We start from the raw sequence: 20818 nt of genomic DNA on the forward strand, positions 1-20818 counted from the left end.
GGTGGGTCAGCCCTTGCGTTGCAGGGTGTGATAGCCCAGCGCTGCCCGCGCTTCGCGCAACGATTTGCCTTCATCCAGCAGCGCCCGGATACGCGCTTCCACCGCTTCAATCGAGCGCGCGCAGGCCGCCACTTCATGGGCGCGCTCGCGGGGTACGATCACCACGCCGTTGGCGTCGGCGACCACGATGTCGCGGGCGCATACGCGGGCCTGGCCGATGGAAACCGGCTGGTTCACAGACGCCACTTCAACCCGGTCCTTGCCGGTGCGCATGAACCGGCCCTTGGTGAACAACGGGTAGCCGTCGCCCAGCGCCTTGCTCACGTCGCGGCACACGCCATCGATCACGGTCGCGGCGATCCGTTGGCTGCCGGCGTACTGGGTCATGATGTCGCCCCACACGGTGCAGTCGGTGCGCCCGTCATTGTCGATCACCACCACATCGCCTTCGGCCACGTCATCGACAAAGTCGCCGACGGTGCCCGGCGGGGTGCTGGCGCTGACGTAGCGCACGGTGAAGGCCGGGCCGACCACCACCTGGCGATAGTTATCCAGGGGCATGATCCCCAGGCATTGGCCGGGCAGGCCGAGTTTGTCCAGGGCGTCGGACACGCCCGGGGTGTCCAGGCCTGCAAACAGGGCAACCAATTCTTGGTCTTGGGGCGACATGGGTAACTCCTTGTGGTGGTGACAAATCAGTTCGGGTGGGGGGAGGCCGGGCGCGGCTCGGCGATGGTCAGCAAGATGATGAAGCTGATGAACGAGCCGATCGCCAGCCAGGCGAACACGTAGTTCCAGCCGTAGTTGTCCAGCAGCAGGCCGGTGATGAAGGGCGTTGCAGCGGCGCCGAGCTGGCCGATCATGTTCACGATGGCGTTGGAGATCGGGAAGGTCTTCTTGGTGGTCAGGCCCATCGGGTAGACCATGTAGGAGGAGAAGCCGAGGCTCAACACCACGCCGGTCAGCATCAGCAGCAAGCCATAGGGCAGGGGTTCGGCCGGTGAGTTGATCAGCAGGTACATCATCAACGAGGTACCGACCGCCGACAGCAGCATGCCCGGCTTGCGGCGCCCGCCCATCAGGCGGTCGGAGCACCAGCCACCCAGCAGGTTGCCCAGCACCGCACCCACCCAGGGCGCTGCCGAGACCAGGCCCATGTTCATGATCGAGAACTGCTTGACCGTCATCAGGTAGGTCGGGATCCATGCCAGCAGCACGCTGGAGACGCCGAGCTGGAAGCAATAGCTGGTGGCGCAGCCCCAGACGTTCCAGGATTTGAACACCTCGCGGTTGGTTTCCAGGCGCTTTTCATCGCGGGTGCGAATCATCCGGTCGAGCTTTTCCACCCAGGCCGGGGTCTTGTGCACGCGGGCGGTCTGGGTGATTGCCGTGTCTTCGACGATGTACTGGAGTTCGGCTTGATTGACGAAGCGGCTGCGGGACGGGTGGTCGGCGACCATGAAGTACCAGACCACCGCCAGCACGATGCCGGGGATGGCAAAGAAGTAGAAAATCTCGCGCCAGCCCCACACCGAAATGATCACGGCACACAGCGGCGGCACGATCACCGGCCCGAACTTCACCGCCGAGAGAAAGATCCCCGACGCAGTGCCTTTTTCCCGCGCCGGAAACCAGTTGTTGATGGTGGTGGTCATGCTGATGGGCAACGGGCCTTCGGCGACGCCCAGCCCCAGGCGATAGAGTTTCAGCGCCAGCAGTGAGCTGGCGGTGCCCACCAGGCCGGTCAGCAACGAGGTCAGCACCATGGCCCCCGGGAGGATGCGGCTCACGCCAAAGCGGCCGAAGGCAAAGCCCGAAGGCAATTGCGCCAGGGCGTAAGCCAGCAGGAACAGGCTGACGAGACCGCCGGCCTGGGCGTTGCTCATTTCAAATTCCTGGCGAATAAACGGCAGCGCCACGCCGAGGTTGGCCCGGTCGGCCGCGGCCACGGTGTAGATCAGGAAAATCAGCGCCGCGACCACCCAGCGGTATTGGCTGCGCACAGCGGGTTTTATGACTTCAGGCATAGACATGGGGCGGACCTTGTTGTTGTGAGTGTTGTCCTGTTCGGCCCTAATCTTATGAAGGGCCGAACGCCACCATTAGCGATATTTATTTATGTGAATTCATCACTTTTCCTCTTCAGTCAGCAGGCTGCTGCAGAAGCCGCGGATTGCCTCGCACGCCTGGCGCAACGAGGCATCATCCAGTGCATAGGCGATGCGAAGGTACGGCCCCAGGCCAAAGGCGCTGCCGTGGACCACGGCCACATTGGCCTCATCGAGCAGCGCCAGGGCCACGTCTTCATCGCTGTGCAGCACGCGCCCGCCCGCCGAGGTACGCCCGATCAGCGCCGCGCAGGAGGCAAACGCATAAAACGCGCCGGCGGGGCGGATGCACCCCAGGCCCGGGGTGTCGTTCAGCAGGTCGACCATCAAATCCCGACGCGCCTGGAACGCCACGCGGCTGTCGCGGATGAAGTCCTTGGGGCCTTCCAGTGCAGCGAGGGCCGCCTGTTGCGAGATCGAGCAGGCGCCGGAGGTTTGCTGGCCTTGCAGTTTTTCCATGGCCTCCAGCAACCAGCGCGGCCCGGTGGCGAAACCGATGCGCCAGCCGGTCATGGCGTAGGCCTTGGACACACCGTTCATGGTCAATGTGCGCGGTGCCAGCTGCGGTTCAACCTGGGCCAGGGTGTGAAATGCCTGGCCGTCGAAGATCAGGTGCTCGTAGATGTCATCGGCGAGGATCAGCACCTGCGGGTGGGCCAACAACACCGCTGCGAGTGCCCGCAACTCGTCCTCGCTGTACACCGCACCCGTGGGGTTGGAGGGCGAATTAAGGATCAGCCAGCGGGTCTGAGGGGTGATCGCGGCGGCCAGCGCCTCGGCTGTCAGCTTGAACCCACTGTCGGCATCACAGGTGACGATGCGCGCTTCGCCGCCGCACAGCTGCACCATCTCCGGGTAGCTGACCCAGTACGGCGCGGGCACGATCACCTCGTCGCCGTCGTTGAGGGTGGCCGCCAGGGCGTTGTAGATCACCTGTTTGCCGCCGTTGCACACGAGGGTGTCCTGCCAGGACACGTCCAGGCCGTTTTCACGCCGGAACTTCGCCGCCACCGCTTCGCGCAGGGCGCGGGCACCCGCCACCTGGGTGTAGCGGGTATGGCCGTTTTCAATGGCCTGGATCGCGGCTTCGCGGATGTGCGCCGGCGTATCGAAATCCGGCTCGCCGGCGCACAGCGAGATGATCTGCGCGCCTTGCGCACGGCGTTCTGCCACGCGGTCCATGATGCGATAGGTGGCAGACGGTTGCGCGCTGGCCAGGCGCGGGTTGAGCCGCTGGATATCGGTGCTCATTGGGTGATTGCCTCGAACTGTGCGTCGTGCATCACCTCGACCACCGAGCGTCCGCTGCGCACCGCTTGCACCATGCCGTCCTGGCGGCGGGCGATGCGCTCGCCGAGGTCCAGGACCTTTTCGATCATCGCCTGGGGCACGAACACCGTGCCGCACACATCGGCGATCACATAGTCGTCCTCGCTGACGCTGACGCCCGCGACGCTGAGGGTCACGCCGGCATCGAGCTGCACCACGCGGTTGCGTGCGCTGATCATGGTCACGCCACGCCCGTACACCGGGTAGCCGATGGCCTCGCTGCCGTCGATATCACGGCTGAACCCGTCGATCACCGTGCCGCGTATGTGTTTGCGCGACGCCGCGTTGGCGATGATGTCGCCCCAGCAGGAAATGCCCTCGATGCCGCCGGCAATCACCAGCACCCGGTCGCGGGTTTCAACCTGTTCAATTACCGGCGTGATCAGGTGCACCGTGGGGGCCACGTCGGACTTGGGGCCGAGCAATACGGTACTGGCGCGGCCGACGATTTTCGGGCAGTTCCACAGCGGGCGCAGGCCTACGGTGGCACCGGACAGGCCGAGGAAATCGAGGGCGTCGGACACGGTGTTGGTGTCCAGTGCGGCCAGGCGGTCGAGCAAGTGGTCAGCGGTCATGGGCAAGCCTCGGGTGACGGAGGCGGCCAGTGTCAGCGAGTCGCTTTGATAGGTATATTACGAAGTACAGAAGCCTTGCATACGCTTAACCTATGGATAAAACCATGATCAACTTTCGCCTGATTCGTCACCTCTGGCTGTTCCTCGCGGTGGCCGAAGAGCAGAACTTCGGCCGCGCCGCCAAGCGCCTTGGCATGTCCCAGCCGCCTCTGAGCGAGCAGATCCAGGTGCTGGAGCAGGCGCTCAAGGTCAAGCTGTTCGACCGCTCGCGACGCGGGGCCCAGCTGACCCCGGTGGGCGCGGCGATCCTGCCGGCGGTGCGCAAGTTCGCCGAGCAACTGGAGCGCCTGGAGCTTGCGGTGGAGGAGGCGGTGGCGGGGCAGTCGGGGATGTTGACCATTGGCGCGATCTCCACGGCGATGTTCGATGTGTTGCCCGGCCTGATCGAACAACTGAAACTCGATTACCCCCAGCTCACGGTGTCGGTACGGGAAATCGACAGCGTCGAGGCGCTGCCGGCGCTGGAAGCGGGGGACATCGACCTGGCCTTCGCCCGTCTGGACGGCGACCTGGGCGCCTCGGTGCAGTCGCTGCCGCTGACGGAAGACCGGTTGGTGGTGGCCTTGCCGGCCGATCACCCGTTGGCGAGCCGCACGCGCATCAGCCTGTCGAGCCTGGCCAATGAACCGTTGGTGATGTTTTCGCGCAATGTCAGCCCGGTGTATTTCGACAACCTGATCGCCACCTGCCGCGCCAGCGGTTTTTCCCCACGGGTGCTGCATGAGGTGCGTTCGGTGGCCTCGCAGATCGCCTTTGTCAGCTATGGGCAGGGCATTGCGCTGGTGCCGGCGTCGCTGAAAAAACTGGCCCCGGCCAATGTGGTGTTTCGCGGGTTGAGCCAGAAACTCAATGTCGTGACCACGGCCATCGCCTGGAACACCCAGCGCCCCAACCCGGTGGTGGAGGCGGTGATCGCGCGGTTTCGCTAAGGGTTGCGCTGGCTCAGGTACTCGAACAGCTTTGCTGCTTCCGGTGCCAACTGCGCCTGGCTGCTGACCCCGACAAACAGGGTGCGCTGCGCCCAGTCGTCGTCCAGTTCCACCGCGATCAACCGGCTGCCCAGCAATTCGTCACGCACCGATGACAACGGCAGGATACCGATGCCCAGCCCGGCTTCGATCATCCGGCAGATCCCGTCGAAACTGCTGACCTGGATCCGCACCTTGAGTACCTTGCCGGCGCTCGCGGCGGCGTCGGTGATCCGGCGCAGCAGCGAGCTGCCCTGATTCAGGGCCACGTAGTCAAAGCCCAGGGTGTCGCTGAAAGAAACACAGCGCTGCGCCGCCAGCGCATGGCCCACAGGCACCAGCAACACCAGCCGGTCTTCACGATACGGCAGCTTGTACAGCCCCTCGGCCGGGACGTTATCGGCAAAGATCCCGATATCGGCGCGGCCACTTTCCACCGCCTGGATGATCGGCTCGCTGAGGGCTTCTTCCAGGCCGATGCGCACGTGGGGGTTGTCCCGCAGGAACGCCGCCAGGTCGTCCGGCAGGAACTGCACCACCGCCGAAGTGTTGGCGAACAGCCGCACATGCCCGCGCACCCCCACCGCGTAGTCACTGGCGTCGCAGGCCATGCGGTTGACGCCTTCCAGGATGATTTTTGCGTGTTCAACCATGCCTTGTCCCGCCGCCGTCAGCTCCAGCCCCCGTGGCAGGCGCACGAACAGCGGGCACTCGGTGGTGCGCTCCAGTTCGGCCAGGCGCTTGCTGGCCGCCGAGACGGTCATGTTGGCCTTTTCCGCGGCGCGGGTGAGGTTGGCGGTTTCGGCGGCGAAGATCAGCAAGCGCAGGGACAGCAGGTCGAAATGCAGGGGATTGATCATCAAGGGTGTCCGAGGGTTTCCAATCTGGAAAGGATAGTGGCGAAATCCGAAATTTTCATCCGCCCGGTTTGTGTCGATTATCCAGGGCACACGCACTCAACAAGAACGGAAAACGTCATGGGCTTACCGCTGCAAGGTCTCAAGGTCGTGGAGCTGGGTCAACTGATTGCCGGACCCTTTGCCGCCAAGATGCTCGGCGAATTCGGCGCCGAGGTGGTCAAGATCGAACCGCCGGTGACCGGCGACCCGCTGCGCAAATGGCGACTGCTGCACGACGGCACGTCCGTGTGGTGGGCCGCGCAATCACGCAATAAACGCTCGCTGACCCTTGATTTGCGCCAGGCCGAGGCCCAGCAGGTAGTGCGCCAACTGGTGGCCGACGCCGATGTGCTGATCGAGAATTTTCGCCCCGGTACCCTGGAAAGCTGGGGCCTGGGCTGGGACACGCTGCATGCGCTGAACCCTAAGTTGATCATGCTGCGGGTTTCCGGCTACGGCCAGACCGGCCCTTATCGGGACCGACCCGGCTTCGGCGTGATCGGCGAAGCCATGGGCGGCCTGCGCCACCTGTCCGGCGAGCCGGGGCGTACGCCGGTGCGAGTGGGCGTTTCCATTGGCGACTCGCTGTCGGCGTTGCACGGAGTGATCGGCATCCTGCTGGCCCTGCGGCACCGCGACCAGAACGGCGGCGAAGGCCAGCAGATCGACGTGGCGCTGTACGAGTCGGTGTTCAACATGATGGAAAGCCTGTTGCCCGAATACTCGGTGTTCAACACCGTGCGCGAACCCGCCGGCAGCAGCTTGCCGGGCATTGCGCCGACCAATGCGTACCGTTGCCGCGATGGCGGTTTTGCGTTGATCGCGGGCAATGGCGACAGCATCTATCAGCGCCTGATGGAAGTGATCGGGCGCCCCGACCTGGCCGCCGACCCGGCGCTGGCGCAGAACGACGGCCGGGTGTTGCAGGTTGAACGCATCGACGCCGCCATCTCCCAATGGACCGCACACCTGCCGCTGGAAGAAGTGCTGTCGATCCTCACCGAAGCGCGCATCCCCGCCGGCAAGATCTACACCGCCGCCGACATCGCCCACGACCCGCATTACCGGGCCCGCGACATGCTCCTCGACAGCGTGCTTGGCGACGGCACGCCGGTGACCTTGCCCGGCATCGTGCCCAAGCTCGGCACCACCCCGGGCCGCGTCTTGCACCCGGCGCCCACCCTGGGCCAGCACACCACCGAGATCCTCGACGGCCTCGGCATCGCCCCCGCGCAGCAAGCCGACTGGCGCCAGCGCGGCATTATTTGAACCGGAGGAACAGCCATGCAACGCCTGTTTTTGCAGGAAGTCGCCACCCGTGACGGCTTCCAGAACGAAGCACGGTTTATCGAGACCGCCGACAAGATCGCCATGATCGACGCCCTCAGCCAGTGCGGTTTCGCCAAGATCGAAGTCACCTCGTTTACCTCGCCCAAGGCCATCACCGCGTTGCGGGATGCCGAAGCGGTGATGCACGGCATCCGGCGCAACCCCGCGGTGGAGTACACCGTGCTGGTGCCCAACGTGCGTGGCGCCGAGCGGGCGCTGGCGTGCAACATTGATGAAGCCAACCTGGTGATGTCGGTCAGCGAACCCCACAACCGCTCCAACCTGCGCATGAGCCGCGAGCAGTCGTTCGCTCAACTGCGCGAAGTGTTCAGCGTGATCGGCGCCAAGGGCCCGGTGGCGATCAATGTGTCGCTGTCGACGGTGTTTGGCTGCCCGATGCAGGGCGATGTACCGGTGGGGGAGGTGCTGCATTGGGTCGAGCGCTTCGCGGAATTGGGTGCCCGTGGCGTGACCTTGTGCGACACCACTGGCATGGCCTACCCGAGCCAGGTCGAGGCGCTGTCCCGGGCTGTGCGTGAGCGGTTCCCGGCGCTGCAACTGACCCTGCATTTTCACAACACCCGTGGCATGGCCCTGGCCAACGCCCTGGCGGCCATCGACGCCGGGGTTGACCGCTTCGATTCATCCCTCGGCGGCCTCGGCGGTTGCCCCTACGCGCCGGGTGCCAGCGGCAATGTGTGCACCGAAGACCTGCTGCACATGCTGCAACTGATGGGCTTCAGCACCGGCGTCGACCTCGACCGCGTGCTGGCGGTTGCCCGGCAACTGCCCGGCCTGATCGGCCACGAGATTCCCAGCCAGGTCCTCAAGGCCGGCAAACGCCTGGACCTGCACCCGATTCCCGCCCATGTCGCCAGCCTGGAAAAGCAGGTGGCCAACACCCTGGAGCTGCGCCCATGATCGACCATCTTGACCACCTGGTACTCACCACCATCGACCCGGTTGCCGCCGAGGATTTCTACGTGCGCGTGCTGGGCATGCAGGTGCAGACCTTCGCCGGCGGGCGCAAGGCGTTCGCCTTCGGCCAGCAGAAAATCAACCTGCACGTGCGCGGCCACGAGTTCGAACCCAAGGCGCATTTGCCGGTGCCGGGGGCGCTGGATCTGTGTTTTATCGCCTCGGTTCCACTGGATCAGGTGATTGCGCACCTGGCCAGGGTCGAGTGGCCAATCATCGAAGGACCGGTGATGCGCACGGGCGCCACCGGGCCGATCCGCTCGGTGTATGTGCGCGACCCGGACCTCAACCTGATCGAGATTTCCGAGCAGGTACAGCCATGAACGTGGTGTTCCTCGACAGCGACAGCCTGCCCCTGCACATTCCCGCGCCGGCCTGGGTCACCGACTGGCAAGACCGCCCCGATACGCCCGCAGAGCAGGTGGTGGAGGTGTCCCGGCATGCCCACGTGCTGATCACCAACAAGGTGCGCATCGGCCGCGTCGAACTGGAACAACTGCCGAACCTGCGCTTCATCTGCGTCGCGGCCACCGGCTATGACTGCGTCGACCTGGCCGCCTGCCGCGACGTTGGCGTGACGGTGTCCAACGTGCCGGCGTATTCGGCGCAAAGCGTTGCCGAATCAGTGATCACCTCGATCTTCGCCCTGCGCCGGCAGCTGTTTGCCTACCAGCGCGCGGCCCGGCAGGACTGGCCGGACTCGCGACACTTTTGCGTGCACCGCGCGCCGATCCAGGATGTGCAAGGCAGCGTGCTGGGCATCGTCGGCAAAGGCGCGATTGGCCTGGCCACGGCGCGCCTGGCAAGTTCGTTGGGCATGCGCCTGCTGTTTGCTGAACACCGGGGCGTGACGTCGGTGCGCCAGGGTTACCAATCGTTTGAAACCGTGCTGGCGCAAAGCGACGTGATTTCCCTGCATTGCCCGCTGACCGAGCGCACTCGTCACCTGATAGGCGCCGCTGAATGTGCACAGATGAAACCCGGCGCCTTGCTGATCAACACCGCACGCGGGCCGCTGGTGGATGAGTCCGCTGTGCTCGTGGCATTGGAGCGCGGCCGCCTGGGTGGCGCCGCGCTGGATGTGCTGTGCCAGGAACCGCCGCCGGCCGATCACCCCTTGCTCAACAGCCCGCATCCCAACCTGATCGTCACGCCCCACGTGGCCTGGGCCAGCCAGAGCAGCCTGCAACGGCTGGCCGACGGCATCCTCGGCAACCTTCAGGGTTACCACAGCGGGAGCCTGATCAACGTCGTGTCGTAGAGGTTTCACCCTCCCACAACAAGGTCCACTCATGAAAACAATAACAAGCATGATTTCGGAAAAATCCCCGTCACGCCTGCGCCGCGTACTGCGCCATCTGTATGTGCAGGTGCTGCTGGCGATCCTGCTGGGCGTCATCGTCGGGCACTTTTACCCTGGCGTGGGCGAACAGATGAAGCCCCTGGGCGACACGTTCATCAAGCTGATCAAGATGCTGATTGCACCGATCATCTTCTGCACCGTGGTCAGCGGCATCGCCAGCATGCAGAGCCTCAAGCGCATCGGCCGGGTCGGCTTCAAGTCGCTGCTGTACTTCGAAGTGCTGACGACCCTGGCGCTGGTGATCGGCCTGATCGGCGTCAACCTGATGCAGCCCGGCGCGGGGATGCACATCAACCCGGCGACCCTCGATGGCCAGGCCGTTGCCGGCTACAGCAAGCTGGCCCATGAGCAGAGTGTGGTGGGGTTCCTTACGCATATCGTGCCGAGCACGGTGTTTGGGGCGTTTGCCGAGGGCGATATCCTGCAGGTGCTGTTTATTTCCATCCTGTTTGCGTTCGCCTTGCAGATGCTGGGGGCGGCGGGCAAGCCGTTGCTGAACCTGATTGACCTGGTGGCGCAGGCGTTTTTTCGCATGGTCAAGATTGTCATGTACGTGTCGCCGCTGGGGGCGTTTGGGGGGATGGCGTTTACCATCGGCAAGTATGGTGTGGGGTCGTTGGGGGCGTATGGCAACTTGCTGATTTGCTACTACGTGACGGCGGTTTTCTTTGTGTTTGTGGTGTTGAACCTGGTGGCGCGGTTGGCCGGGTTCAGTCTGTGGCAGTTTCTCAAGTACATTCGTGATGAGTTGTTCCTGGTGCTGGGGACGTCGTCTTCGGAGTCGGCGTTGCCGCGGTTGATGGGCAAGCTTGAGCGCCTGGGGTGTGAGAAATCGGTGGTGGGGTTGGTGGTGCCGTCGGGGTATTGTTTCAACCTGGATGGCAGTTGCATCAACATGACGGTGCTGGCGATTTTCATTGCCCAGGCGTTGGATATTCCCCTCGACCTTTGGCACCAGGTCACGTTGTTGCTGATTTTGCTGCTGACTTCCAAGGGCGCGGCCAGTGTGACGGGTGGGGCGTTTATTACGTTGGCGGCGACGCTGGGCAGCCTGGATGTGATTCCGGCGGCGGGGTTGGTGTTGGTGCTTGGGGTTTATCGGTTTATTTCTGAGGGTGGGGCGTTGATTAATGTGATTGGCAATGGGGTGGCGACGCTGTTTATTGCCAAGTGGGAGGGGGCGTTGGATGAGGGGAAGCTGGCGGCGCAGTTGCGGGATGGGTGTGGCAGGGAGGGGCGGGTGTGAGTGGGTGTATATCCGTTATTTAGGTAACGGCCACTTATGGTTTCGCTCTTACAGCGACTCACTTTGGAAAAGCCCCAAAGTAAGCAAAGGGCTCTGCCCCGCCTGTCGGCACCTCGCCTAGGCTCGGTGTTCCCTCACTCCGGCGATGCTCCGCGGGCCGCCGCGATGGGCCATCCTTGGCCCAGCGCGGCTAAACCGGCGTCCTGCCGGTTTACCCGCTCCGCACCCCCTGCGTTCGGCCTCGGGCTTATTGGGGCAGTCAGGGCCAGATCAAGATCAAAAGCAAGAGCACAGCGGCCTACAGGCCGGCTTGAGTGGTAGAAGCCAGATCAAAAGCCAAAGCGAAAACCAAATCTGAAACTGCTGCAGCTCTGCTTTTCTGTGGGAGCTGGCTTGCCTGCGATGCAGACACCTCGGTTTTTCAGGTACACCCAGTTGATGCCATCGCAGGCAAGCCAGCTCCCACATTTGGACCGTGCCCGCTCTGGCTTTAGATTTTGATTTTGCCTTTGCTTCACACCACTCAAGCCGGCCTGTAGGCCGCTGTGCTGTTGATCTGCTTTTGATCTTGATCTTAGGCGCCCCGTTAAACCACGCTGGCCGAACGCAGGTAGTACGGAGCGGGTAAACCGGCAGGACGCCGTTTTAGCCGCGACGGGGCAGGGACGCCCCGTCGCGGCGGCCCGCGGAGTAGTACCGGAGAGAGGGCACACCGAGCATTAGCGAGGTGCCGAGTGGTGGGGCAAGAGCCTTTTGGTTACTTTTGGGCTTTTCCAAAGTGACCCGCTGTAAGAGCGGAACCCATATCAGCCCTGACCGCAACAACGGATATGTACTCCAGCAGGTCAGAAATTCTGCCCCATGGAGAACTGGAACACCTGCCTGGTCGCATTCTCCGGTGTGCGAACCGGCAGCGCCAGGTTGATACTCAACGGCCCCAGCGGGCTGTACCACGTAGCCCCGACACCCACAGAAGCGCCCAGCTGACTAAGGTCAACCCCGTTGCACCCCTGGGTAGTACTCAGGGCGCACTTGTTCGAGTAAACGTTGCCCACATCCCAGAACACCGAAGTACGCACCGATTTGTTGTCCTTGAGAAACGGCATCGGAAACAGATACTCCGCCCCGCCCGTGATCAGGATATTGCCCCCCAGCGCCTCAGCATCCCGGTCGGTGTAGTACTGCTGACCCGCACTGGCATACGCGCCAGTGGCCGGCGTACTGCGCGGCCCAAGCGTCCCGCTCTCAAACCCACGCACCGAACCCTCGCCCCCAGCGGTGTAGTTTTCATAAAACGGCAATCCGTCAGTCGAACCGTATCCGTTGGCATAACCCAACTTGGTATGAAAACGCAGCGTAGTAGAGGTAGTGACCGGCACGAACGTCTGCCCGGAGTAGTCGAGTTTGTAGAAGCTCAAGTCACTGCCCGGAAGCGTCACCGTCAGGTTCAAATTCTGCGAGTAGCCACGAGTCGGCATCACGCCTTTGTTCAACGTCGACTCCGACCACCCCAGGTTCGCCTTGAAGTTGGTGAACTCGCTGCCTTCACGCTGCAGAAAGTCGTAGATCTCATCAGAGCTGTAGATCCCCGGGTCGATGCTGTCGTGTTGCACGGTCAGGCCGAAACTCAACCGCGAGGTTTCATTGATCGGGTAGCCGATCGTAGCGCCGAGGCCGTAGCTGTTGATGGAGTAGTAGGAAACCCCGCTGCCATCGTCGTAGTAGTTGTTGTAATCGGTGGCGCTGTAGAACGCGTTATAGCCCAGGCTCACCCCGTCCGGTGTGAAGTAGGGGTTGGTAAACCCGATGTTGTACTTGCTTTGATACTGCGAGCGGGTCAAGCCCAGGCTGGCGTAATTCCCGGTGCCCAGGAAGTTGTTCTGGGTGATCGAACCGCCGAGTATCAGGCCGGCATCCTGGGCAAACCCGACGCTGGCGGTGATCGAGCCGGACGCCTGTTCTTCGACGGCGTAGTTCACATCCAGCTGGTCATCGACACCCGCCACGGCCGGGGTTTCGACGTTGACCTCTTTAAAGAAACCCAGGCGCTCCAGGCGAACCTTGGACTGGTCGATCAGGTAGGTCGAGGCCCAGCCGCCTTCCATCTGGCGCATTTCCCGGCGCAGTACCTGGTCGTCGGTCTTGGTGTTGCCCCGGAAGTTGATGCGGTTCACGTAGGCGCGCTTGCCCGGGTCGACGTTAAAGGTGATGTCCACGGTGTGGTCGTCATCGTGGGGCGTGGGCACGCCGTTGACGTTGGCGAAGGTGTAGCCGTCGTTACCCAGGCGCCGGGTGATCAGGTCGGAGGTGGTGGTCATCAGCTTGCGCGAGAACACCTGGCCTTTCTGCACCAGCAGCAGGGACTGGACCTGGTCCTGGGGCACTTTCAAGTCGCCGCTGAGTTTCACCTCACGCACGGTGTACTTCTCGCCCTCGTTGACGTTGACGGTGATGTAGACGTGCTTCTTGTCCGGGGTGATGGACACCTGGGTCGAGGTGATGTCCATGTTGATATAGCCACGGTCCAGGTAATAGGAGCGCAGGCGCTCCAGGTCGCCGGTGAGTTTTTCACGGGCGTACTTGTCATCGTTGGTGAAGAACGATAACCAGTTGCTGGTCTTGAGGGTGAAGGTCGTGGCCAGTTCCTTGTCGGTAAACACCGTGTTGCCCACCACGTTGATGTGCTGGATCGCCGCCACCGCGCCTTCGTCAATCTTGATCTTCAGGCCCACGCGGTTACGCGGCTGTGGCAACACTTCGGTGTCGACGGTCGCCGCGTAGCGACCCTGGGCCACGTACTGGCGCTGCAGCTCGTTGCGCATGCCTTCGAGGGTGGCGCGCTGGAAGATCTCGCCCTCAGCCAGGCCCGACTGCTTCATGCCTTTGAGCAGGTCTTCGGTGGAGATAGCCTTGTTGCCTTCGAACTCGATGCTGGACACCGACGGGCGCTCGACCACATTGATGATCAATACATCGCCGTCGCGGCTCAGCTGAATGTCCTGGAAGAAGCCGGTCTTGAACAACGCGCGGGTGGAATCCACCAGCCGTCGATCATCCGCCTCGTCCCCCACGTTCAGCGGCAAGGCACCAAACACGCTGCCCGCAGAGACCCGTTGCAGACCGTTGATACGGATATCCGAGATTTTGAAGGCTTCAGCGTGTGCAAGTGTGACATTGAGCAGCAGCGCAACCGAGCAGAGCAGGCGCGAAAAATTCATCAAGATCTTTTCCAGAACACATCGACAAGCAGCGCAAGCGCGCACGGATGACTCGCCGCAGGCGGGTCACCACGACGCGGCCAGACGGGTGGACGGCAAGCATAAGAGCGCCGGGGGTTTGGTGCGGTTAACCAAGTGTCAAGTTAGGTAAAGGTTGGCGCCGGGGCGGTGACGCTGGGCGATACTGTGGCCAGACCCCTTCACGAGCTCGCCATGATCCGCGTATTGCTAGTCGACGATGACCAGGAACTGACTGAAATGCTCGGCCAATACCTGGAGCATGAAGGCTTTGAGGCGACCTGCGTGCACACCGGCGAGGAGGGTGAAGTGGAGGCGTTGTCGGGGCGCTACAGCATTGTGGTGCTGGATGTGATGCTGCCCAGGCTGTCGGGCATAGAAGTGCTCAGGCGCATCCGCGCCAGCAGCCAGGTGCCGGTGGTGTTGCTCACCGCCCGTGGCGACAACATCGACCGCATCACCGGGCTGGAGCTTGGCGCGGACGATTACGTGCCCAAGCCCAGTTCCCCGGGTGAACTGGTGGCGCGCCTGCGCGCGATCATGCGCCGGGTGCAACCCGTGGGCCAGCCGACCGGGGAGGTCATAACGACCGGCGCCCTGATGCTGTGGCCCGGCAAACGCCAGGCCCGTTGGAACGGTTGCGAGCTGGGGCTGACCAGTACCGAATTCAGCCTGCTTGAAGTGCTGGCCCGGTGCGCCGGCCAGGTGGTGAGCAAAAAGGACCTGTCCCTCAATGCCCTGGGCTGCCCGTTGACCCGTTATGACCGACGCATCGACGTGCACATCAGCAGCATTCGCCAGAAGTTGGGCCCGCGCCCGGATGCCAAGGCCTGGATCCAGAGCGTGCGCGGCCTCGGTTACCTGTTGATCGCCGAATGATGAAGCCCAGCCGGCTGTTCTGGAAACTGTTCCTGGCCTTTTGGCTGGCCACCAGCCTGACGTTCCTGGTGGGGTTGAGCATTCTCGTGGCGGGCAGCCTTGGCCCCGGGGATCACCATCTGGACGCGATCCTGGCCAGCGAAGAACAGTTGCTGGAACAGTACGGTGTCGATTCGGGCCGCCAGCTCCTGGCGGTGTGGCAGCCAGCCCACGGCCAAGCCATTGGCGTGTATGACAGTGCCGGTCAATTGCTGGCCGGCACGCCGGTCTCGCAGGTGGCCTATGAAAAGTCGCTGATCAGCAAGGACGGGGCCGCGCTGTCGCTCAGGTCTTCCCAGCCTCCCCACGAACCCGGCCGGCTGGGTCATTGGATTCCGTTGATCATCGGCACCGTAATGAGTGCGCTGTTCAGCGGGTATATGGCCTATTACCTGGCGTGGCCGCTGGCGTACCTGCGGCGGGCGATGGGTGACGTGGCCCGGGGGCACTTCGAAACCCGGGTGCGGCCGATGATGGGCAAGCGCCGTGATGAAATCGTTGACCTGGCCGAAGACTGCGATCGAATGGCCAACCAGCTCAAACTGCTGGTGGAGGCCCAGCAACAGCTGCTGCACGACATCTCCCACGAACTGCGCTCGCCGTTGACGCGCATGCAGGTGGCCATCGGGCTGCTGCTGCAAGACCCGGCACGCCAGGAAATGCTCGGGCGCATCCAGCGTGAGTCGGCGCGCATGGACACGCTGATCGAGGCGCTGTTGACCCTGGCGCGCATGCAGGGCCGCCCCGAAAGTATCGAGCGCGAGCCGGTGGATATCATCGAGCTGCTGGCCGTGATTGTCGAAGACGCGCAGTTCGAGGCGGGCATCAAAGGCTGTCGTGTCAGCTTGCAGGCGTGCCCTGACTTTGTCAGTCGTGCCAGCGGCGAGCTGTTGTACCGGTGTTTCGAAAATATCGTTCGAAATGCGGTGCGCTACACGCGACCGGATACGACGGTGCTGGTCACAGCGCAGATCAACCCCTACACACCCTGGCTGAGGGTCTTGATCAGTGACCAGGGGCCGGGGGTTGAACCGCTGCGGTTGCCGCGTATTTTCTGGCCCTTCGAGCGCGGCCCGAATGACGCCGATAGCGGTTTCGGACTGGGCCTGGCGATCGCCTTGCGGGCCGTGGAAATGCATGGCGGCACCATCGTGGCGTACAACCAGCCACCCGGCGGGTTGACCGTGGAGATCAACCTGCCCCGGGTGGGATCTTTACACGATATTACATTGGCTTGACCGCCCTGTACGCCCTGCGCCTTTAGACTTTCCCCCTGCGTGAGCTGATGTTCAGTGACGCCATTGGCGTGGAGGTGGCGATGTTTCAGGTGCATAAAAAAGGCTTCGTGGCCGGTAAGAAAATGGTCAACGGGCTGGTGCCTTACGATTTCTTCTGCGAAGACAGCCCGGCGATCAACCTGTTCGTGTTTACCGGTTCTGCCGCCCTCGGCGAAACGGTGGAGGAGCAGACACTCTGGGGCTTTACCCGGCTGGAACGGTTTGAAGCCATGACCGGCGCCCTGGTGGCGAACCGGAAGAACGACGGCTGGTTTCAAAGTGTCAGCGTGCTCACCGGGCCCAACCAGAACGGTACTCAAAGCGTGAAATTCCAGCGGGTGCTGAAAATCATCCGGCATGTCACCGCCAGCAAGTTTGAATACGAGATCCATACGGATGAAGGCGACACCTACTTCACCCGCCGACCCGCTGCACCCGACAGCGCACAAACCGTCATTTATGCAGCGGATCAATAGCCGCACACCGGCCCTGGGGCTCAGGCCGGCAGCACCTGCGGGCTGCCACTCTCCACCACAAACTGCTTGAGGGTCGAGACCGTGGCATTCGGGTCCAGCCGATCCGAGATCGCCTGCATCCGCACCTCCAGCCGTTCCGGCGTCAGCTCCAGTGACAGGTACCCGCGCGGGCGGCTGTCGTAGAAGCGAATCTGCGGGTTGTCCGGCAGGATCGATTGCACCGCTTCATAGCTGGGCCCGTTGGAGGTGATGGAGGTGCCGACAAACTCCGCGGCCACCAGCCGTGAGTCGGGGTCTTCAGGCCGTTCGTAGAGATGGTTGGCCCAGAAGGAGTGGTAGTCGCCGCTGAGCACCACCGGATTGGCCGCGCGGCTGTCCCGCAGGTTGTCAATCAGGCGGCCCCGCGCGGCCTGGAAACCATCCCAGCTGTCGGTCCAGTAACGGGCGTCATCGCTGCCGGGTTTTTGCGCCCGCAGCGGGGCCACCAGCAGGTCCTGGGCCAGCAGGTTCCAGCGGCTGTCGCTGCGGCGCAGGCCGTCATACAGCCAGCGCTCCTGCTCGAAACCCAGCAGGGTGCGCCCGGGGTCGGCGAGGTCGACGCAACGGCTCAATTCCATATGGCCCTTGCCGAAGTTCGGTGCCTGGTAGCACGGCTGGCGCGAGCGATATTGTCGGCCATCGAGTACCGGGATGGCGGCCAGGTCGCCGTAGGTAAACCGCCGGTAAATCTGCGGGCTGCCATTGCTGCCTATGGGCGGGCGACGCACCGGCATGTTTTCCAGGAACGCTTGATACGCCGCCGCTCGCCGTTGCTGGAACGCGGCCACAGTGACGCTTGGGTCCTGGGAGGAAAGGCCCGAGTAGTCGTCCTGTACTTCATGGTCGTCCCAGGTGGCGATCCACGGCGCGGCGGCGTGCAGTTGTTGCAGGTCCGGGTCGGTCTTGTGCAGCGCGTAGCGATAGCGGTAGCCGGCGAGGTCCGTGGCCTCGGGCGCCCCATAGCTGCGGGCCAGGCCCGGGGTACCGGGCTTGTTGGTGTATTCGTAGATGTAGTCGCCGAGAAACAGCACCAGGTCGGGCCGTTCATTGGCCATGTGCCGATAGGCGCTGAACAGGCCACGCTCGTAATGCGCGCAGGAGGCCACGCCGAGTTTCAGGCGGTCGACCCTGGCGTTGAGCGCCGGCAGCGTCAGCGCGCGGCCCGTCGGACCGCGTTCGCCCAGCGCGATAAAACGGTACCAGTATTCCCGCCCCGGCTGCAGGCCGTGCAGTTCCACATGCACCGCGTGGCCATTGATCGCCAGGGCCTGGGTGCGACCGCGCTGGGCGATGCGGCTGAAGTTTTCGTCCAGGCCCACTTCCCAGTCCACCGGGATGCTCGCCGGTAACGCGTACTCGTTGCCGGGGAACAGCGGCAGGGTGCTCAGGCGGGTCCAGATGACAAAGCCGTCCGGCCAGGGATCGCCGCTGGCGACCCCCAGGGTAAACGGCGTGGCCACGCCGGCCAGGGCACTGCCGTAGCGCAGGATTAGCGGGGCGGCAGCCGCCCCGGCCAGCAGGCGCAAGGCCTGCCGGCGATTGAGATCAAACGTCATGACAGGTCCTCAGAATGTGTAGCTGGCCTGGACTCCCACGGTGCGTGGCTCACCCGGTGTAGCGATCTGTGCGTTGGACAGGAACGAGCCGTGGTACAGGTCGTACTGCTTGTCGAACACGTTGCGGGCCCACAAGGCACCCGACCAGTGACTGCCTTTGGGCGTGATGCCCAGGCGCGCATTCGCCAGCCAGTATTTCTGGGTGGTGGTGCCGTTGCTGCCGACGATGCGGTCGTGGAACGAGTAATCGCTCTCGGCACTGAAGGTGAAGCCGCCGACATCCCACACATATTGCAACTGGCCGCCGTAACTGATTTTCGGGAAGTTGGTCAGGCTGGAGCCGGAGAAGTCGGTGTACACCGGATAGGCAAAGCCCACGGCCCGGGTGGCGGTGCTATCAAGGCCCTTGTAGTCGAGGTATTTGCCCTTTTTGGTGCCGAAGTATTGGCCCAGCGTCAGGCCTGGCAGCGGCTCCCATTGCAGCTCGAATTCATAGCCGTAGATTTTCGATTTGGGAATATTCACCAGTCGCCCGACGTTGCCGATCTGCTGGCTGATCCACACTTGGGATTGGTACTGCTGGTCGCGGTAGTCGTAGTAGAACGCCGAGCCGTTGATGCGCAGGGTGTCGCTCAAGTCGCTTTTGAAGCCCAGTTCATACGCCAGCAGTTTCTCCGGTTTGACCGGCGCGATCTGCTCGGCGTAGCTGGAGTTGTAGGCGGTGAAGCCGCCGGATTTGATCCCGCGGCTGATCGTGGAATACAGCAGGGTCGAAGGCGTGACCTGGTATTCCAGGCCCAGCTTCCACGAGGTGGAGTTGCTGTCGAGGTCGCTGTCGGCGGCCGGGAAACTCAGTTGGCCCAGGCTGTAGACGCCGCTGTTTACCAGGATCCGCTGGGTGCTGAAGTCTTGCAGTTCGCGGTGTTCTTTTTCCTGGCGCAGGCCGACGATCAGTTTCCAGTCGTCGGTCAGTTGGTAGTCGCCCTGGGCGAAGGCACTGTAGGTGTTCGACTTCTGGGTGTACGAGGTGTAGGTGCCGTAGCCGAGGTTGGCGCTGAAGTCCGAATAGAAGTTTTCGTCGAGGCGGTCCTGGGCGAAATACAGGCCGGTCTGCCAGTTGAAGCGCTCGTTGTCGTGGGACGCCAGGCGCAATTCCTGGGAGAACACCTCGATTTTCGAGTCGAAATATTCGTCGGATTGCGGGATCACCGAGGCGTCCCAGTCGATGTATTCACGCCGGTGGAAACGGTCGGAGGCGGTGATGCTGGTGACACTCAAATGGTCGTTGAGGTCGAAGGTGCCGGTGAGGGCGAAGCCGGTGTTGTCGTTGTCGCGATGGGGTTTGTCACCGACCGACAGGCCCGTGAGCCTGGCAAAACCCGGGGTCAGGCCCCAGCCGGTTTTGCTTGGGTCGCTCTCGGCACCGATGGCCGAGTAGCCCCGGCCATTGGTCGCATTGGGCTTGAGGCCCTGATACAGGTAGGAGCCCAGGCTGTCGGACTTGTCCTGGCCGGCATGCAGGGTCAGGTTGAAGTTGATGTCGGGGGTGGCGTCCCAGTCGAACTGGCCGCGCACCGAGGTGTTGTCCTTGTCCCCGAGGCTTTGCCCGGTCACGCGGTTCTCTTGCCAGGCGCCGCCTTGTTCGGTGATGACGGCGAGGCGGGCGCGCAAGGTGTCGGTCAGCGGACCGGAGAGAAAGCCTTCGACGTTGCTGGCGTTGTAGGAACCGTAGTTGGTGGTCAGCCCGCCGTGGAATTCCCGGGTGGGTTTGTTGGTGATGAAGTTGATCGCGCCGGCGGTGCTGTTGCGCCCGTACAGCGTGCCCTGGGGGCCGCGCAAGACTTCCACGCGCTCCAGGTCGAAGAGTTGGCCCTGGGTCTGGATCGGGTAGGGCAACGCCACCTGGTCGAGGTACACGCCGACGGTGGAGGTGTTGTTGCTGCCGTAGTCCTTGAGGCCCACACCGCGTATGCGGAACAGCGGGTTGCCGCCGCCGTACTGGGGCGCGATGTCGAGGTTGGGCACGTAGTTTTGCAGGTCGTTGACCTTGGTCACGCCCTTGTCTTGCAGGTCCTGGCCGCTGAGGGCAGTGAGGGCGATACCCACGTCCTGGGCAGATTCTTCGTGGCGTTGGGCGGTCACCGTAACTTGGGGCAGGGCGGTGGTGACAGGTTGTTCCGCGCCTAAGGCGTCCCCCGCCAGCAGGACCATGAACGGCGCACTGGCGAGGATGAATGGGCGCGTGGGTTTGGTGGGGCGCGGGTAACGGAGCAGAGGGTGCATGGCAAGGTCCCTTAAGAAATTCGATTCTTGAGCGTGGGGCCGGCGGGGTGCCGTCCCGTCACGCAGGGGCCGCTCTTTGAAGAGTAAGCTGAAGGGTTGATAGCAAGCTATATGCCATCATTTTGTCATAATTAAGTATTTGATTTTATTTATGTATTTTTTGGTGGTGCGAGAGGTT

At 63.1% G+C, this 20818-nt stretch carries 17 protein-coding genes; 9 read left to right on the forward strand and 8 right to left on the reverse strand.

Going from position 1 to position 20818, the window contains the following annotated elements:
* Positions 1–6 precede the first annotated feature (6 nt).
* From HKK54_RS21345 to HKK54_RS21360, 4 genes are all read right to left on the reverse strand, one after another.
* Complete coding sequence (locus tag HKK54_RS21345; protein ID WP_010175397.1) at positions 7–669, reverse strand: RraA family protein; 663 nt, start codon at positions 667–669, stop codon at positions 7–9.
* Between the two features lie 26 nt (positions 670–695).
* Positions 696–2033, reverse strand: a complete 1338-nt coding sequence (locus HKK54_RS21350) for an MFS transporter (RefSeq protein WP_237150967.1) — start codon at positions 2031–2033, stop codon at positions 696–698.
* A 96-nt stretch (positions 2034–2129) separates the two neighbouring features.
* Positions 2130–3359: a pyridoxal phosphate-dependent aminotransferase gene (locus HKK54_RS21355; protein ID WP_169387722.1), complete on the reverse strand. Its 1230-nt coding sequence runs from the start codon at positions 3357–3359 to the stop codon at positions 2130–2132.
* Entirely contained in the window at positions 3356–4012 is a 657-nt protein-coding gene (locus HKK54_RS21360; RefSeq protein WP_169387723.1) for an RraA family protein, read from the reverse strand. Before HKK54_RS21360 ends, HKK54_RS21355 begins: the two co-directional genes overlap by 4 nt.
* A gap of 104 nt (positions 4013–4116) precedes the next feature.
* Here HKK54_RS21360 and HKK54_RS21365 point away from each other — a divergent pair, with 104 nt between their 5' ends.
* Positions 4117–5001, forward strand: a complete 885-nt coding sequence (locus HKK54_RS21365; RefSeq protein ID WP_010175389.1) for a LysR family transcriptional regulator — start codon at positions 4117–4119, stop codon at positions 4999–5001.
* On the opposite strand, the gene HKK54_RS21370 is transcribed toward HKK54_RS21365, so the two are convergent.
* Positions 4998–5900, reverse strand: coding sequence for a LysR family transcriptional regulator (locus tag HKK54_RS21370; protein WP_169387724.1), 903 nt, complete (start codon positions 5898–5900; stop codon positions 4998–5000). The two genes, HKK54_RS21365 and HKK54_RS21370, sit on opposite strands and share 4 nt — an antisense overlap.
* Positions 5901–6017: 117 nt before the next feature.
* On the opposite strand from HKK54_RS21370, the gene HKK54_RS21375 reads away from it, so the two are divergent.
* The 5 genes from HKK54_RS21375 to HKK54_RS21395 are packed head-to-tail and all read left to right on the forward strand — an operon-like array spanning position 6018 to position 10855.
* Positions 6018–7208, forward strand: coding sequence for a CaiB/BaiF CoA transferase family protein (locus HKK54_RS21375; protein ID WP_169387725.1), 1191 nt, complete (start codon positions 6018–6020; stop codon positions 7206–7208).
* A 15-nt stretch (positions 7209–7223) separates the two neighbouring features.
* Positions 7224–8189, forward strand: a complete 966-nt coding sequence (locus HKK54_RS21380; protein WP_169387726.1) for a hydroxymethylglutaryl-CoA lyase — start codon at positions 7224–7226, stop codon at positions 8187–8189.
* Positions 8186–8569, forward strand: a complete 384-nt coding sequence (locus HKK54_RS21385) for a VOC family protein (RefSeq protein ID WP_169387727.1) — start codon at positions 8186–8188, stop codon at positions 8567–8569. Before HKK54_RS21380 ends, HKK54_RS21385 begins: the two co-directional genes overlap by 4 nt.
* Positions 8566–9507 carry a D-2-hydroxyacid dehydrogenase gene (locus tag HKK54_RS21390; RefSeq protein WP_169387728.1) on the forward strand — a complete coding sequence of 314 codons (942 nt, stop codon included), beginning with the start codon at positions 8566–8568 and terminating at the stop codon, positions 9505–9507. Before HKK54_RS21385 ends, HKK54_RS21390 begins: the two co-directional genes overlap by 4 nt.
* Positions 9508–9556: 49 nt before the next feature.
* Complete coding sequence (locus HKK54_RS21395) at positions 9557–10855, forward strand: dicarboxylate/amino acid:cation symporter (RefSeq protein WP_169389321.1); 1299 nt, start codon at positions 9557–9559, stop codon at positions 10853–10855.
* Positions 10856–11700: 845 nt separating this feature from the next.
* On the opposite strand, the gene bamA is transcribed toward HKK54_RS21395, so the two are convergent.
* A complete protein-coding gene (gene bamA, locus HKK54_RS21400; protein ID WP_169387729.1) occupies positions 11701–14073 on the reverse strand; it encodes an outer membrane protein assembly factor BamA in 2373 nt (790 codons plus the stop codon).
* A gap of 213 nt (positions 14074–14286) precedes the next feature.
* Here bamA and HKK54_RS21405 point away from each other — a divergent pair, with 213 nt between their 5' ends.
* The 3 genes from HKK54_RS21405 to HKK54_RS21415 all read left to right on the forward strand — a co-directional run bounded on the left by HKK54_RS21405 (position 14287) and on the right by HKK54_RS21415 (position 16762).
* Positions 14287–14970 (forward strand): response regulator transcription factor, encoded by a 684-nt coding sequence (locus tag HKK54_RS21405; RefSeq protein WP_008430480.1) that lies wholly within the window; start codon positions 14287–14289, stop codon positions 14968–14970.
* Complete coding sequence (locus HKK54_RS21410) at positions 14967–16247, forward strand: HAMP domain-containing sensor histidine kinase (RefSeq protein ID WP_169387730.1); 1281 nt, start codon at positions 14967–14969, stop codon at positions 16245–16247. Before HKK54_RS21405 ends, HKK54_RS21410 begins: the two co-directional genes overlap by 4 nt.
* Before the next feature lie 80 nt (positions 16248–16327).
* Positions 16328–16762: a hypothetical protein gene (locus tag HKK54_RS21415; protein WP_169389322.1), complete on the forward strand. Its 435-nt coding sequence runs from the start codon at positions 16328–16330 to the stop codon at positions 16760–16762.
* 20 nt (positions 16763–16782) lie between these two features.
* On the opposite strand, the gene HKK54_RS21420 is transcribed toward HKK54_RS21415, so the two are convergent.
* On the reverse strand, positions 16783–18357 hold the full coding sequence (locus HKK54_RS21420; protein ID WP_169387731.1) for an alkaline phosphatase D family protein: 1575 nt from the start codon (positions 18355–18357) through the stop codon (positions 16783–16785).
* A 9-nt stretch (positions 18358–18366) separates the two neighbouring features.
* Positions 18367–20640 carry a TonB-dependent receptor gene (locus HKK54_RS21425; RefSeq protein WP_169387732.1) on the reverse strand — a complete coding sequence of 758 codons (2274 nt, stop codon included), beginning with the start codon at positions 20638–20640 and terminating at the stop codon, positions 18367–18369.
* Positions 20641–20818: the final 178 nt, after the last annotated feature.

The sequence above is a fragment of the Pseudomonas sp. ADAK13 genome (assembly GCF_012935715.1).
Lineage (GTDB): Bacteria > Pseudomonadota > Gammaproteobacteria > Pseudomonadales > Pseudomonadaceae > Aquipseudomonas.